The following is a 16102-nucleotide window of genomic DNA, read 5'->3' as shown; positions in this document are numbered from 1 at the left end:
TCAAGTAAATAAGGAGAGAACAAATGGCTGGAACAATAAAAGAAATTGCTGAAAAAGCAGGAGTATCTAGGGGAACTGTGGATCGAGCATTGAATAATCGCGGCCGAATCAATCCTGAGGTTGCTGAAAAAATTAAAACAATAGCGAAAGAAATGAACTATGTTCCGAAGAAAAAAAAGATGGCCAAAGAAGAACCAATCAAATTAGGTGTTGTGACACAATTGGCAAAATCTTCTTTTATGATTCCAATTCGATCAGGTTTACAAGCAGTTATAGGTGATCTAAAAAAAAGAAATATCGATTGCTTTTTAGAGGAAATAGACGGGGTCGATGAAGCGGCGCAGTTACAGGCACTTGAACGCTTGTTAGAACTTGGTGTAAAAGGAATTGCCATCATGCCAGTTGATAGTGTGGCGATTAGGGAAAAAATCAATCAGCTTACGGAACAAGGCATTAAGGTCATCACATTCAATTCGGACATTGTTGGTAGTAAACGTCAATGCTTTGTCGGAATGGATAACTTTAAAAGCGGGAAGACAGCTGCTGGATTATTAGGAATGTTGACAAAAGGAGAGGGAGATGTCCTAGCTATTACTGGATATTTTGGAAATAGTGTGAATAGTTTACGAGTTGCTGGTTTTGTTGAAGAATTGAAACAGTCATTTCCACAATTGAAATTAACAGGTGTTCAAAGCAGTTTTGATTCGAGCGATGAAGTCGAAAAGATTTTAAGTGATACATTAGAGAACTACACTAATTTAAAAGGTGTCGTTGTGTTTTCAGGAGGTCAAGCAGGAATTGCTCGTGTGTTGAAAAAAAGGGCAGGGAAAGACAGACCGTATGTGATTATCTATGATTTAACTGAGAAAAATATCGAGATGCTGAAAAAAAATCAAGTTGATTTTCTAATTGATCAAGATGGTTTTACGCAAGGCTATCGTTCTTTACTATTATTAGCGAATCAACTACAGAATAATAAATTTATGACAGAAGAGATGTTATTTACAGATATCATTATTAAAACAAAATATAATCTTTAACAGAAGTGTGAAGCTTGCTGTAAAGCAATTCATGCTTCTTTTTTTGCGTTCTTTTAAAATGCACGCAAAATAATGTGCTAATTTAATGTTGCACGCATTTTGAAAGCGTGCTATAATTCGTTTGTAAATAATAGAAGAACGAAGAAGAGGTGGATCTATGAGTTATATTAGCTTTGATCAATCAAAAGAATTTGATCTAGTTCTTTTAGGTAGAGTGGCTATCGATTTTAACCCTGCCTATAATGAGCAAGTTAAAGAAGAATTTAAGCCTTTAAAAGATGTTCATATGTTTGAAAAGTTTGTGGGAGGTTCTCCTGCAAATATTTCCGTGGGTATCACCAAACATGGGATGAAAGCTGGCTTCATTGGGAAAGTATCCGATGACCAGTTTGGAGAATATGTTATTGATTATTTTAATGAGCAAGGCATTGATACTTCTCAGATAAGTAAAGCGCAGCATGGCGAAAAGTTGGGTCTGACTTTTACAGAAATGCTATCACCTAAAGAAAGTAGTATTTTAATGTATCGGAACCAAGCTGCGGATTTACAACTAAGTGTCGAAGATATCGATGAAGATTATTTGAAACGTTCAAAAGCCTTATTAATTTCAGGGACTGCTTTGGCGGAAAGCCCTTCAAGAGAAGCCGTGTTAAAAGCTGTGATGTTAGCGAAAAAAAACAACGTCAAAATTATTTTTGATATAGACTATCGAGAATACAATTGGAAAAATGTGGATGAAATCGCTATTTATTATTCAATAGTTGCGAAAGAATCAGATATTATTATGGGCTCGAGAGAAGAATTTGATTTAACTGAAAGATTGATTCAACCAAATATGACAGATAATGAAAGCGCTGTTTTTTGGCATAATTGTGGCGCTCAAATAGTCGTTATTAAACACGGGATGAAAGGCTCAACAGCTTATACAGCAGATCAACAACAGTTTTCAATTAAACCATTTCCAGTGGAGGCACGCAAGGGATTTGGTGGCGGTGATGGCTATGCAGCTGGATTTTTATATGGTTTATTTGAAGGTTGGGAAATTATCGATTGCTTGGAGTTTGGCTCAGCGGAAGCTTCGATGATGGTCAAAAGTAACAATTGCTCAGATTCTTTACCAACGACGCAAGAAGTAAAAGAGTTCATTAAACTGGAGAAGGAAATATACGGCGAAATGATCGCTAGGATTTAAGGTGGATAAAATGGAAAAGACGATTCGTTTAACGACAGCACAAGCATTATTAAAATTTTTGAATCAACAATATATTAGCATTGATGGAAAAGAAACACCTTATGTGGAAGGAATCTTTCATGTATATGGTCATGGGAATGTTTTAGGGATTGGTCAAGCGTTGGAACAAGATCCGGGACATTTAAAAAGTTACAGTGGAAAAAACGAACAAGGGATGGCTCATGCTGCTATCGCTTTTGCTAGACAAAGTTTACGTAAGAAAATATTCGCAGTTTCAGCGTCTGCTGGTCCAGGTTCAGCTAATTTATTGACTGCTGCTGGAACCGCCTTCGCTAATAATATACCTGTATTGTTTCTGCCAGCAGATACGTTTGCTACTCGGCAACCAGATCCCGTATTACAGCAGTTGGAACATGAATCAAGTGTAACTTTTTCTACCAACGATGCTTTCCAAGCAGTTTCTCGCTATTGGGATCGTATTAATCGGCCAGAACAACTGATGTCAGCATTGCTACGGGCATTTGAAGTTATGACCAATCCTGCAACTACAGGACCTGCCACCATTTGTTTGCCACAAGATGTTGAGTCAGAAGCCTATGATTATCCAGTAGAGTTTTTTAGAAAAAGAGTTCATTATATCGATCGACGGATGCCGACAATTCGTGAGCTTGAAACAGCTAGTCACTTGATAAAGGATAGTAAACACCCAGTAATTATTGTGGGGGGCGGTTGCAAGTATTCAGAAGCAGGTGAGAGCCTTCAGAAAATTTCTCAAGTTCATCAGATACCTTTGGTTGAAACACATGCTGGTAAATCAACTGTTTCATGGAAATTTGAAAATAATCTTGGAGGCTTGGGAATTTTAGGTACCTCAGCTGCTAATAAAGCTGTTCAGCAAGCGGATTTGATTATTGGAATTGGCACGCGTTATACGGATTTTACCACTGCATCAAAAAGTATTTTTAATTTTGAACAATCAAAAATGATAAATATTAACGTAAGTCGACCACAGACTTACAAAATGGAAGCGTTTCAAATTGTGGGAGATGCTCGAGCAACCTTAGAAGGAATTCTGCCAATGATAGAAGGATATCGAACGGCTTATGGTGAAAAAATCACTGAACTGAAGAACGAATGGGTGAAAGAGCGGGAGCGATTAAAAACAACTCATTTTAAACGGAAAGATTTTGATCCGGAAATCAAAAACCACTTTACACAGGATATTTTAAATGATTATGCTGATTCTTTGAATACAACTCTGACACAAACAGAGGTTTTCGTTCATTTGAATGATTTTGTCGAAGATGATGCGATTGTGATTGGTTCGGCAGGGTCATTACCAGGAGATATGCAACGATTGTGGAATCCTGTAAAGGAAAATACCTATCATTTAGAGTATGGCTATTCTTGTATGGGCTATGAAATTGCTGGTGCAATGGGGGTACGTCTTGCTAATCCTGATCAAGAGGTTTACGCATTAGTCGGTGACGGTAGTTTTTTGATGTTGCATAGCGAACTGGTCTCTGCATTACAATATGACAAAAAAATCAATATTGTTCTGTTCAATAATTCTGGGTTCGGATGCATTAATAATCTGCAAATGGAGAATGGCGGCATAAGTCAAGGGACGGAATTTAGAAATACAAAAGGCGAAATTATGAATATCAATTATGCTAAAATCGCTGAAGGATATGGTGCCAAAGCGTATCAAGTCCATTCGATTGAAGAACTAAAACAGGCGATTGTCGACGCGAAAAACCAAACGCAATCGACATTGATTGAAATAAATGTTCTTCCTAAAACGATGACTGCTGGTTACGATGGTAGTTGGTGGAATGTCGGTGTTGCTGAAGTATCAGAAAAACCAGCGATTCAAGAAGCATACCAAGTTAAAAAAGAAAAACTTGCAACTGCTAGAAAATATTAGGTATTCGTCATACAACCAAAAAGTTAGGAGCGAATGAATTGAAAAAAACATTGAAACATCAACCGTTGATAAAAGAACTAGCTCCCGGTGTTCGACAAGTTCAAAATATTCGAAAAAACAACACTGATTTACAGTATATTGAGTTTCAAGTTCTTGAATTAGATAATGGAGCAATGTATCAAGAAGCTGGTAATGAACTGGAAGTTTGTATCGTCGTATTAACTGGCAAAATCAATGTTAAGGTGAGCGATAAATGGTACGAGAATTTAGGTAAACGAACCTCTGTTTTTGAAAAAATTCCGACAGATAGTATCTATATCCCAGCAAAAACGTCGTTTGAACTAATAGCAACTTCTGACACTGTTCGTTTGGCCCTTTGTTATTCGCCAGCTAAAAAAACGTTGCCAGTGCACGTGATTACCGCTGAGGAAAATACGGTTGAAAAACGAGGGATATATCAGAATAAACGACTAGTGCATAACATTTTACCAGACAATGTTGATACTGCCAGTAGTTTGTTGGTGGTTGAAGTCTACACTGAAGGTGGTAACTTTTCTAGCTATCCACCACACAAACATGACCAAGAAAATTTACCTGACGAATCTTATTTAGAAGAGACGTATTATCATGAGCTGAATCCAGAGCAAGGCTTTGTTTTTCAACGAGTATATACAGAGGATGGTTCTATAGATGAAACGATGACTGTAGAGCATCAAAATGTTGTGGAGGTACCTAAGGGATATCATCCTGTCGGCGTGCCAGATGGTTACACCTCTTATTATTTAAATGTGATGGCAGGACCTGAACGAATTTGGAAGTTTCATAACGAGAAAAAACACGAGTGGATTTTAAATCGGAACGAATTGACTAACAATTAGAAATAAAAAAATAAGTAGACTTTTTTAGGAGGAAAATAAATGACTCGATTTTTAAAGAATTATATAGGTGGCCGCTGGGTAACAAGTGCAGCCACTGAATTTGAAGAAGTGGTCAATCCGGCAACAGAAGAAGCATTAGTAAATGTTCCATTATCTAGTGAAGCAGAAACTGCAGAAGCAATCAGAGTAGCGGATGAGGCTTTTCAAACATGGAAAAAAGTAAGTGTTCCAGTTCGTGGCCGCTATCTTTTCAAATTGCATCATTTATTGATGACGAATAAAGAAGAGCTAGCACGATTAATTACGCTTGAAAATGGAAAATCTTTGTCAGAATCATTAGGTGAGGTTCAGCGAGGGATTGAAAATGTCGAGCATGCATCGGGCATTACGAATTTAATAATGGGTGATTCTCTATCCACAGCGGCTACAGATATTGAAATTACCAATTACCGTTATCCCATCGGTGTTGTTGGGGGAATTACTCCTTTCAATTTTCCGATGATGGTACCGTTTTGGATTTTCCCAATGGCGTTAGCAGCAGGGAATACGGTGGTGCTGAAGCCTTCCGAAAAAACGCCATTATTGATGGAAAAAATTGTTGAATTAATAGAAGAAGCAGGATTTCCAAGTGGCGTCTTTAATGTTGTCTATGGGGCACACGATGTTGTTAATACTTTATTGCGTGATCCATTAGTAAAAGGAATTAGCTTTGTGGGCTCAAAAAATGTTGGTGAATATGTCTATAAAGAAGGAACAAAAAATCTGAAACGAGTCCAGGCATTAACTGGCGCAAAAAATCATGTTATCGTTTTAAAAGATGCCAACCTTGATCGTGCAGTAAAAGACATTATCGGTGGCTCTTTTGGATCAGCGGGTGAACGCTGTATGGCTGCTTCGGTGATCGTTGTAGAAGAAACTATTGCAGATCAATTCGTTGAAAAATTTAAGGCTGCAGCACAGACGATAAAAATTGGAAATGGTCTGGAAGAAGGAGTCTTTTTAGGCCCCGTGATTCGAAAAGAGGCGCAGCAACGAACATTTGATTACATTCAAAAAGGTATTGATGAAGGAGCGGACTTATTGTTAGATGGCCGTGAAAATATTCCTGAAAAAGGCTACTTCGTGGGACCTACGATCTTTGATCGTGTCACGATGGACATGAAGATTTGGCAAGATGAAATTTTTGCACCCGTTGCCTCAATTGTTCGTGTGAAAAATCTAGAAGCAGCAGTTACACTGACCAATCAATCAGAATTTGCTAACGGTTCATGCCTCTATACGAGTAATGCTTCAGCTATCCGTTACTTTAGAGAGAATGTTGATGCAGGAATGTTAGGCATCAACTTAGGTGTACCAGCACCAATGGCTTGGTTTGCTTTTTCCGGTTGGAAACACTCTTTCTATGGTGACTTACACGCCAATGGAAAAGACAGTGTAGAATTTTATACACATCGAAAAGTTGTGACCGCTCGATACGCTCCTAGCGAAATAAACTAGTTTTACTTCGAAGCTCTGTCAAAGGAGCTTCGAGGATTCTATGATTAAAGCGGTGAAAGTATCTTTTGTTAGTACAAATGTAAGACAGGACTTTCTGAAAATAATGATTGACTGAATTGAATTGTAAGCGTATACATAATGCGCATAAAATAAAGAAATCGGAGGACAAATAATTGAAAGTAAAAGTAGGCGTAATTGGTACAGGGGCGATTGGAATCGAACATATTAACAGAATTAATCACAAGACACAAGGCGCTTTTGTAACAGCAGTATCAGATATTAATGTTGAAGCGGCAAGTAAAATTGCTGAGGAGATTGGGGCTCAATTTTTCAAAACAGGCGAAGAATTAATTGCTTCTGAAGAAGTGGAAGTTGTTGTTGTTACTTCCTGGGACCCAACACACGAAAAATATGTCTTGGAAGCAATCAAGCATGGAAAATACGTATTCTGCGAAAAACCATTAGCAATGGATGCCGCAGGATGTCGCCGAATTGTAGATGCAGAAGTCGCTTATGGTAAAAAATTGGTACAGGTGGGCTTCATGCGTCGATACGATCGTGGCTACATTGAGTTGAAAGAAGCAATTGAATCAAAACAGTATGGTGAAGCTCTGATGCTCCATTGTGCGCATAGAAATCCAAGCGCTGATGAAAATTATAAGACGCCAATGGCAATCAGTAATACTGCAATCCATGAAATTGATGTTCTTCGTTGGCTATTAGCCGAAGATTATGCCTCAGTGCAAATGATTTTACCAAAGAAAACCAGTCATACACATGCAGATTTACATGATCCTCAATTACTGATTTTCCAGACGAAATCAGGTGTAACAATTGATTTAGAAATTTTTGTTAATTGTCGTTTTGGCTACGACATTAAGTGTGACGTGGTTTTTGAAACGGCAGAAGTCGGAATGACGGATCCAGCCTATACCAAAATTAAAGCTGCGGAGAAAAATTACACACCAATTTCGCCCGACTGGCAAACGCGTTTTTTAGATGCGTATGATTACGAATTTAAGTTATGGGTTGATTCAATTAAAAACGATAAACTTGTTGGTCCAACTGCTTGGGATGGCTACGTGGCAGCAATCACAATGATGGCTTGTCATGAATCTCGTGAGTCAGGGGAAAAAGTAATGATTGAAATAGATGAACAACCAGCGTTATATACCAAATAATTCTTAAAAAAAGGAGGGGTTTTGTGGAAAATATTAGAGTAGGAATCGTAGGACTAGGTAGATTAGGCAAGGTACACGCAAAAAATTTATCTTCTGCTGTTAGTGGCTGTGAGCTTACGGCCGCCTGTAGTTTAGTTGAATCAGAATTAGCATTTGCACAGAAGGAGTTAGGTGTTAAGTATACGTTTTCTAGTTATGAAAAAATGGTTCAAAGCGCTGTAATTGATGCCGTTTTTATTGTTTCACCTTCAGGATTCCACTGTGAACAAGTCCGTTTAGCTATGGAAAATGGGAAACACGTATTTACTGAAAAACCATTGGGAATTGAAATTGAGGACATAAAAAAGACACAAGAGGTTATTGGAAAATATCCCGAGCAAGTATTTATGTTAGGTTTCATGCGCCGTTACGATGAATCTTATCAGTATGCCAAAAAAATGGTAGAAGATGGGGAAATCGGGGAAGTCACGTTAATCCGTTGTTATGGAATTGATCCGAGTGATGGGCTGGAAAGCTTCGTTAAGTTTGCAATGAACAATGATAGTGGCGGTTTATTTCTAGATATGGCGATTCACGATATTGATTTGGTTCGTTGGTTTACTGGTCAAGAGGTAGAACAAGTTTGGGCAATTGGTAAAAATGCTGCATATCCAGAATTAGATCAAGTCGGTGAATTGGAAACCGGAGCAGCTATGATGAGTCTTAAAGATAAAACAATGGCTTTACTAGTTGCTGGAAGAAATGCTGCACATGGTTACCATGTCGAAACAGAAATTATGGGCACCAAAGGGATGTTACGAGTAGCGCAAGTACCTGAAAAAAATTTAGTGACTGTTATGAATAATCAAGGGGTTGTGCGACCTTGCTCTCAAAACTTTCCAGAAAGATTTAGAGAAGCGTTCATTCGAGAAGCACAAGAATTTATTTCCTGTATTCAAGAAAAACGTCAACCAGCAGTTAATGCAGAAGATGGTCTACAATCAACAAAAATTGCATTAGCTTGTCAAGAATCATTTGATACGAATCGTTTGGTACAACTATAAATGAAGTAGGAGAGTGACATAATGGCGAAACAAATTCAACTAGCTATTGCGCCGATTGCATGGACAAATGATGATATGCCAGAGCTAGGAAGCGAAAATACGTTTGAACAATGCGTTAGTGAGATGGCGCTAGCTGGATTCAAAGGTACGGAGATTGGCAACAAGTATCCAAAAGATCCACAGGTTTTAAAACAATATTTAGATATTCGTGGACTAAAAGTAGCGAGTGCCTGGTTTAGTACATTTTTAACAACAAAACCTTTCGAAGAAACCGCGGAAGACTTCAAAAAACATCGAGATTTCTTACATGCAATGGATGCTAAGGTTATTGTTGTGGCTGAACAAGGACACAGCATACAAGGAATTATGACGGCTCCTGTTTTTAATGAAAAACCAATTTTTTCTGATGAAGAGTGGCAAAAACTAGCTGAAGGATTAGAAAAACTAGGAGACTTGGCACATGAAAAAGGTATGGAGATTGTTTACCATCACCATATGGGGACAGGAGTCCAAACGACTGAAGAAATCGATCGATTAATGAAAATGACGGATCCGACAAAAGTTAAATTATTGTTTGACACTGGCCATCTTGTCTTCTCAGGAGAAGATCCAATCGCAATCTATCAGCGCTATCAAGACCGGATTAAACACATTCACTTCAAAGATATTCGCCAACAAATGGCAGAGAAAGTTAGAACAGAAGAAGATAGCTTCTTAAAGGCCGTGAAAAAAGGCGTCTTTACAGTCCCTGGGGATGGTATGATTGATTTCAAACCAATTTGGTCAGCAATCGAAGAGAGTGGCTATGAAGGTTGGATTGTGGTTGAAGCGGAACAAGATCCGGCCAAAGCCAATCCGTTTGAATATGCCGTCAAAGCACGAAACTATATCCGAAAGGTCACCGATCTTTAATCTAATCGAGAAGGAGCTAGACAATGAATCTATTTTCAATAATCAGTTTCCTAGTAATTGTCATCTGCGTATGGATTTTTGCCTATTCTCGATCCAGAAGTGTAGATACTTCTGGATCAGAAGGTTTCTTCATGGGTGGCCGAAGCTTAACAGCCTTACCGATTGCTGGGACAATTATTATGACCAACCTATCCACAGAGCAAATTGTTGGACAAAACGGTCAAAGCTATCATGCAGGAATGGAAGTTATGGCTTGGGAAGTAACTGCTGCAATTGCAATTGTCGCATTGGCAGTCATTTTTTTACCAAAATATTTTAAATACGGTATTAATACGGTTTCAGATTTCATTGAAATTCGTTATGATACAGTTACAAAACGAATTATTTCAATCTTGTTTATTGTTACCTATATGATTTCTTTTTTACCAGTAGTTCTTTATTCTGGGTCACTAGTATTCAATAAGATTTTTCATATTGATGAGCTGCTGGGTGTCGAACCTATTGTCGCAATCATTCTTGTGGCGATGGTGATTGGTATTGTTGGGATTCTTTATCTGCTGATTGGTGGCCTATCTTTAAGTGCCAATAGCGATTCGATTTATGGCGTTGGTTTATTGGTTTGTGGTTTGTTGGTTCCAATACTAGGTTTAATGAAACTGGGTGATGGCAGTTTTATTGGTGGGATTGAACAGGTTGTTGAAAACACACCATGGTTACTGAACTCTGTAGGTGCAATTGATTCTGCTGTTGTACCATGGCCAACATTATTTACAGGGATGTTGTTTAATAATTTGTATTTCTGGTGTACCAATCAGATGATTGTTCAAAAAGCACTTTCAGGAAAAAATTTAGCAGAAGCACAAAAAGGGGCTTTTTTAGTGGGGATTTTCAAAGTGTTTGGTGCTTTATTCTTAGTATTTCCAGGAATTGTTGCAAGAAATCTTTTTGGGAATGCGTTGATGTCCAATCCTGATAACGCATATCCATATTTAGTAACTGAAGTTTTACCAAAAATGCTTTTCGGCATTTTTGCTGCAGTTATTTTTGGAGCAATTTTATCTTCCTTTGCGGGGGCTTTAAATGCAACCTCCACTCTATTTTCGCTAGATTTTTACAAACCAATTATCAATAAGAAAGCAGATGACAAACAAATTGCTCGTGCGGGAAAAACAGTTACAGTTATTGTAGGGATTATTTCGATTATCGTTGCACCGTTTATTTCTTTTGCACCAGCTGGATTGTATCAATTTGTTCAAGAGTTTAATGGATTATACAATATGCCATTGTTAGTGATTATACTTTTTGCATTTTATTCCAAAAAAGCAACTGCTTTTGGAGCAAAAATGACAATTGCTATCCATATTGTTTTGTATGCGCTATCAAAAGTATTTTTGAAAGATATCCATTTTTTATATGTCTTAAGCCTGCTCTTCTTCTTAGACATTCTTATTTTAATAGTAGTTTCTAAAATAAAACCAGATGGCGAATTTGTTTTAAATTCTTTTGATACGAAAGTAAATATTGAACCTTGGAAATATACAAAACTTGTCGCAAGTATATTAGTTGTCGTGGTTATCCTAACCTATGCAGCATTTTCACCAATCGGATTTGCTAGATAAAAATATTTCATGAATGAGGAGAGGTTTATGAGCAAAAACATATTGATTATTTGTGAGACAGGAATTAGTGCATCGCTGTTAGTTTCAAAATTACTTGAAGCAATTAGGGAAAAAGAGTTATCTTATGATTTAGATTATGCACCTGTTTGTCGGATTGAGGAAAAACTTGGTTATAAAGAGTATGATGTGTTAATGTTGACCCCACAAGTCGCTCGTGTCAAAGAAAAAGTGGAAAAATATTTAGAAGGCTGTCAGGGGCAGGTTGTTTTTATCGATCAAGAAGATTTTCGTTATATGAACACAGAGAAGATACTCGCAAGTATCGAAAAGTAAGATTTAGAGAGTGGGACATCAGTCAACTTTGGTTGATGTCTTGCTTTTTTATTGTGTTCAAAAAGAGCAGAATCAAAATCTTACGTTTTATAGTGAATATCAAATGCTTTTATAGAAATAAAGCTAAAGTCATTATTTTAGTAAAAAATAGATTAATTTACTAAAATAATATATAATAAAGGTAAAACTAGGAGGGAAGCATATGACGTGTATTTCATTATCGATTTTAAATCAAGAACAAGAAGTTAGAAAAGCTAAGATAGATGATTCAGATTCTTTGAAAGAGTTAACTATTACAGGAAAAGATTTTGTTTGTTTAGCTGCTCGGGATTGTCAATTACAAGACGGCGATGTGATTCAAGTTTGTTTAGATACGCCCAATACTTATTTAATGGTGAAGTTAGATGCTACGCTTGATAGCAGTTTGATTTATGTTCCAGAACAAAAATGGACGTTTCCAATCATAAAAAATGAAAACGCTATCGAAGCGCGAGCAGCGTATCGTTTTGAAACCAAGAAACCTTATATAAGTGTGCGTATTGCCACTAAAGAAGAAATTAAGAGTTATCGTAATTGGGCGTTAAATCCACATGATTTACAACATTTTACTGGTGCGTATCCTCATGCATCTGCCAACGTGGAAACGCGAAATGATGCCACTTTTTTTGCTTGCAATGCGATTGACGGTACCTTTGCTAATCTTTATCATGGGCCGTATCCTTATCAATCATGGGGGATTAATCAGCAATTAGATGCCGCATTAAAAATTGAATTTGGGCGTGAAGTCTTGTTGGATAAAGTGATCTTAACATTACGAGCGGACTTTCCCCATGATAATTATTGGCAACAAGTGACTTTAAAATTTTCCGACGGTACACATGAAGTTTTTAAAACTGTTAAGACTGAGCAACGCCAGAGCTTTACCTTTGCGAAACGGGCAGCGGAGTGGGTGATACTAACAGAGTTAATTCAAGCAGATGAACCATCACCATTTCCAGCATTAACACAAATTGAATTATTTGGTCAAAACAAATAAAAAATAAGGACGGTTCCTTTATAGGAGCGGTCCTTATTTTTTATTTCTGGCGTGGGCTAGTTGTCGATTGGCGGACAACCAATTCTGTGTTTAACAGGACTCTACGAGGAATGCTAGGCATTTGAATTCGTTTGTGCAATAAATTAATGCCTGTCTCGCCCATTTCTTCAGTAAAGGCATGGACAGAGGATAGCGGTGGTGAGACATATTGAGAAATAGAGATATCATTGATCCCCATGACACTAATTTCTTCAGGAACCTTTATACCGTGTGCGGCTAACGTATGTATCACACCGATTGCAAAGGCGTCATTATAAGCAAGAATCGCAGTAGGTAAATCATTTCCCCATTTCTCTAACGCTTCTTCTGTCAATTGTTCCCCCGTTTTGACATCCAACATGCCATTTTCTTTTAAGATAAAATAATCTTCGTTAAACAAGCGATAATGCTGCATAATGTCAAGATAAGCGTTGGTTGTCGGTGTTTTATAGCGACGGAAACCATACATATTTTCGCTTTCTTCGGCACCAATAAAGGCAATTTTTTCGTGGCCCAATTCCAAAAGATGGGTTAAGGCAATCTCGGTTGCTTGATAAAAATCAGTATTTACAGAATCAAATTCTTCCAGTGGGAAATTACTGCCAATTACACAAAGGTTTGGATGCAGTTGCTGCAACTCTTGTAACGTCTTTTGAGTGAATTTGCCAATTGCCAAAATGCCATCAATCCCTTGAAGGTTATGTTGTTCCAATTGAGAAACTTTTAGAATATTGTAACCTAACTCTTCGGCCCGTTTTTCAGCGCCTAAACGAATCGACATATAGTAAATATCCGTTAGTTCTTCGTCATCTGAACGCCACTGAACGACGGCAATCGAAGGCTCTTGCGGAGCTGTTTGTACGGAAAGGTTAGGTGTCAGTTGCTCCTGCTGTTTGTTTTTATTTTTAGTTTTATATTTCGTATAATTCAGGGTTTCTGCTGCTTCAAAAATTTTTCGCTTGGTTTCCTCTGTAACGGATAAGTTTGGATCATAGTTCAGAACTCGCGATACAGTTGAAATTGAAACATTCGCGACTTTTGCGATATCTGTGATAGTTGCCATTCTAAATGCCTCCTTCTCAAGTACTATTATAGCATATAGTATATTTCTTTTTAGTAAAAAAAAGCAAGAAAAAGCTTTTTTTACTTTTTTTTAGCAAAAACTATTGATTTTTTGACTAAAAAAATATACTATAAAGTCAAAGAAAGCGCTTTAATTCGATGGAGAAGGTGGTTTAGTGAAAAGATTTTCACTTTTTTTACTAATTTTACTTGCTTTAACAGGTTGTAAATCCGGTGAAAAAGAATTTGATGAAGAATCTCTTCAAAATCTAAAGGAAACGGCACAGTCTTATTCAGAAACAGAATTACAAAATGGTGACGTTCGTTTAAATGAATATATTTCTTTGAAAGGGGAGATTGTTGAGAGCGACAGTCGTTCCAGTTTAATAAAAAAAGGTGATCGTTTTATTTTGAAAAGTGGTTCTAGTAAATATCAAGTTTTTAATGAGCAAAAGAAAAAATTGAAAATTGGTGACGAAGTGACAGTTTACGGAGAATATTACGGCTTTTTGAAAGGGACATTAATTGAAAGTGAGGAGAATCATGATTCAGCCACGAATTAGACAGAATCCTTTTGAAACATACGAAGAAGTTGCAGAAGGATTTGAAGATTTATTAGCGCCACTGGAATTGTTTTTTGATCGAGAATATCAAGGTCATCTGGATTTAGGGACACACGGGACAGTTTATTCTAAAGGAACACGTGATGCGGAGGCATTTTTACGACCATTATGGGGACTAGGTCCTTATGTAACGCAAAATGAAAGTGAGTATTTGAATGACTTTCTAACGGGAATTATCGAAGGCACCGATCCTGAGAGTTCATCTTATTGGGGAAAAACAAAAGATTATGATCAATTGATTGTTGAGATGGCAGCATTAAGTACATTTCTTTTGTTAAACAAAGAAAAAACGTGGGACCAGCTAACAAAAGAACAGCAAAATAATTTACACAGTTGGCTGATACAAGCCAATGAAAACATTATTCCGCCAAATAATTGGCATTTCTTTAGAGTGTTGCTGAATTTAGCGATGAAACATTGTGAAATGCCGTATTCAAAAGAACAGATCGCTGTTGATTTGGCTGTAATTGATCGTTTTTATGTCGGTAATGGTTGGTATTATGACGGAGTCGAGACACAAGTTGATTATTATGTTTCTTTCGCTATTCATTATTATAGTTTATTGTATTGTCGTTTTGCCCCGGAAGATACCGCAAGAGTGGCTATTATGAAGGAACGAGCAACTTTGTTCGCGCAAGAGTTTAAATATTGGTTTACTCAGCCAGGAGAAGCGATTCCCTTTGGACGTAGCTTAACGTATCGTTTTGCTCAAGTGTCATTTTTTAGTGCCTTAGTTTTTGCAGATGTTGAAGCATTGCCGTGGGGTGAGATCAAAGGTCTAATCAGCCGACATCTTCATCAATGGATGAACAAAGATATTTTTACAACAGATGGATTATTGTCGGTAGGTTATGATTATCAAAATATGGTCTTTGCCGAAGGCTATAATGGTCCTGGTTCACCTTATTGGGCCTTTAAAACATTCATTTTGTTAGCGGTTCCAAAAGATCATCCTTATTGGCAAGCAGAAACACAGCCTATTAGCTTTCCAGAAAAACACTTACCTTCACCAGAAAGTCGGAACTACTATCAAGTAAATGATGCAGGGACACATGGTTTAATGTTTCCAGCGGGACAATTTATTAATTATCAAGCTCATGCGCATGATAAATATAGTAAATTTGTTTATTCTTCCCATTTTGGTTTCAGTACTATAAAGAGTGATTATTGGTATTACGAAGGTGCTTATGATAATTGCTTGGCTTTAGCTGAAGACGACCATTATTTCCGCACGAAAGGATTAGATGATCAGTACGAAATTCTTGATGATCGTATCATTCATCAATGGCATCCTTGGTCCGATGTAGCAATCAAAACGACAATTGTACCATTAGAAGGCCAACATTTACGGATCCACGAAATTGAGACACAACGTGCATTAGTGGCTTATGAAGGTGGCTTCTCAATCCCGCTCTTCGATGAAAAGGTCACTTGCGTTTCTGATCAAATGGCTGAGGTAAAAAATGCAAAAGGTGTGTCAAAAGTAGAAAATATCAACGGCTTTTCTGAAGCTGCGATTATTCGAACAGAACCGAATACAAATTTACTTTATCCGTTAACGGAGTTGCCATATTTGAAAGCAAACTTGTCGAAAGGGAAACATCTTTTAATTTCATTGGTGACAGGCGTACTACCGAATGAACAAATTGAGCCAGTTAAAGTTAGGTTAAAAGAAAATCAGCTTTTAGTTGAAGAGAAAGTTGTAATTTTGGGGAATTAG

Annotated in this window: 14 protein-coding genes; 13 read left to right on the top strand and 1 reads right to left on the bottom strand. The window is 37.4% G+C overall.

Annotation, left to right across the window (positions count from 1 at the left end; genetic code table 11):
- Positions 1-23 precede the first annotated feature (23 nt).
- From IGL86_RS08830 to IGL86_RS08780, 11 genes are all read left to right on the top strand, one after another.
- Positions 24-1040: a LacI family DNA-binding transcriptional regulator gene (locus IGL86_RS08830; protein ID WP_010775993.1), complete on the top strand. Its 1017-nt coding sequence runs from the start codon at positions 24-26 to the stop codon at positions 1038-1040.
- Positions 1041-1197: 157 nt separating this feature from the next.
- Positions 1198-2232, top strand: a complete 1035-nt coding sequence (gene iolC, locus IGL86_RS08825) for a 5-dehydro-2-deoxygluconokinase (RefSeq protein WP_010823830.1) — start codon at positions 1198-1200, stop codon at positions 2230-2232.
- Positions 2233-2242: 10 nt separating this feature from the next.
- On the top strand, positions 2243-4159 hold the full coding sequence (iolD, locus tag IGL86_RS08820; protein ID WP_033625874.1) for a 3D-(3,5/4)-trihydroxycyclohexane-1,2-dione acylhydrolase (decyclizing): 1917 nt from the start codon (positions 2243-2245) through the stop codon (positions 4157-4159).
- Positions 4160-4197: 38 nt separating this feature from the next.
- A complete protein-coding gene (gene iolB / locus IGL86_RS08815) occupies positions 4198-5037 on the top strand; it encodes a 5-deoxy-glucuronate isomerase (RefSeq protein WP_002372122.1) in 840 nt (279 codons plus the stop codon).
- Positions 5038-5076: 39 nt separating this feature from the next.
- A complete protein-coding gene (locus IGL86_RS08810; RefSeq protein WP_010823828.1) occupies positions 5077-6534 on the top strand; it encodes a CoA-acylating methylmalonate-semialdehyde dehydrogenase in 1458 nt (485 codons plus the stop codon).
- A gap of 173 nt (positions 6535-6707) precedes the next feature.
- Positions 6708-7715 (top strand): Gfo/Idh/MocA family protein, encoded by a 1008-nt coding sequence (locus IGL86_RS08805; RefSeq protein ID WP_002364407.1) that lies wholly within the window; start codon positions 6708-6710, stop codon positions 7713-7715.
- A 23-nt stretch (positions 7716-7738) separates the two neighbouring features.
- Positions 7739-8758, top strand: a complete 1020-nt coding sequence (gene iolG / locus IGL86_RS08800; RefSeq protein WP_002374396.1) for an inositol 2-dehydrogenase — start codon at positions 7739-7741, stop codon at positions 8756-8758.
- A gap of 21 nt (positions 8759-8779) precedes the next feature.
- The gene (iolE, locus tag IGL86_RS08795; RefSeq protein WP_033625873.1) at positions 8780-9670 is read left to right on the top strand and encodes a myo-inosose-2 dehydratase; all 891 of its coding nucleotides are present in this window, start codon (positions 8780-8782) and stop codon (positions 9668-9670) included.
- A 23-nt stretch (positions 9671-9693) separates the two neighbouring features.
- Positions 9694-11289, top strand: a complete 1596-nt coding sequence (locus IGL86_RS08790; RefSeq protein ID WP_080280140.1) for a solute:sodium symporter family transporter — start codon at positions 9694-9696, stop codon at positions 11287-11289.
- Between the two features lie 9 nt (positions 11290-11298).
- Entirely contained in the window at positions 11299-11622 is a 324-nt protein-coding gene (locus tag IGL86_RS08785) for a PTS sugar transporter subunit IIB (protein ID WP_002374407.1), read from the top strand.
- Between the two features lie 202 nt (positions 11623-11824).
- Positions 11825-12658 carry a hypothetical protein gene (locus IGL86_RS08780; RefSeq protein WP_002369000.1) on the top strand — a complete coding sequence of 278 codons (834 nt, stop codon included), beginning with the start codon at positions 11825-11827 and terminating at the stop codon, positions 12656-12658.
- A 40-nt stretch (positions 12659-12698) separates the two neighbouring features.
- On the opposite strand, the gene IGL86_RS08775 is transcribed toward IGL86_RS08780, so the two are convergent.
- Positions 12699-13760, bottom strand: a complete 1062-nt coding sequence (locus IGL86_RS08775; protein ID WP_033625871.1) for a LacI family DNA-binding transcriptional regulator — start codon at positions 13758-13760, stop codon at positions 12699-12701.
- A 175-nt stretch (positions 13761-13935) separates the two neighbouring features.
- Here IGL86_RS08775 and IGL86_RS08770 point away from each other — a divergent pair, with 175 nt between their 5' ends.
- Complete coding sequence (locus tag IGL86_RS08770) at positions 13936-14322, top strand: hypothetical protein (RefSeq protein ID WP_002356835.1); 387 nt, start codon at positions 13936-13938, stop codon at positions 14320-14322.
- Positions 14303-16102 (top strand): DUF2264 domain-containing protein, encoded by a 1800-nt coding sequence (locus IGL86_RS08765; RefSeq protein ID WP_002359866.1) that lies wholly within the window; start codon positions 14303-14305, stop codon positions 16100-16102. Before IGL86_RS08770 ends, IGL86_RS08765 begins: the two co-directional genes overlap by 20 nt.

The organism is Enterococcus sp. DIV0774 (assembly GCF_050539095.1).
Taxonomy (GTDB): domain Bacteria; phylum Bacillota; class Bacilli; order Lactobacillales; family Enterococcaceae; genus Enterococcus; species Enterococcus faecalis.
Note: the sequence above shows the minus strand (reverse complement) of the source record. Positions and strands in the feature narration are given on the sequence as shown.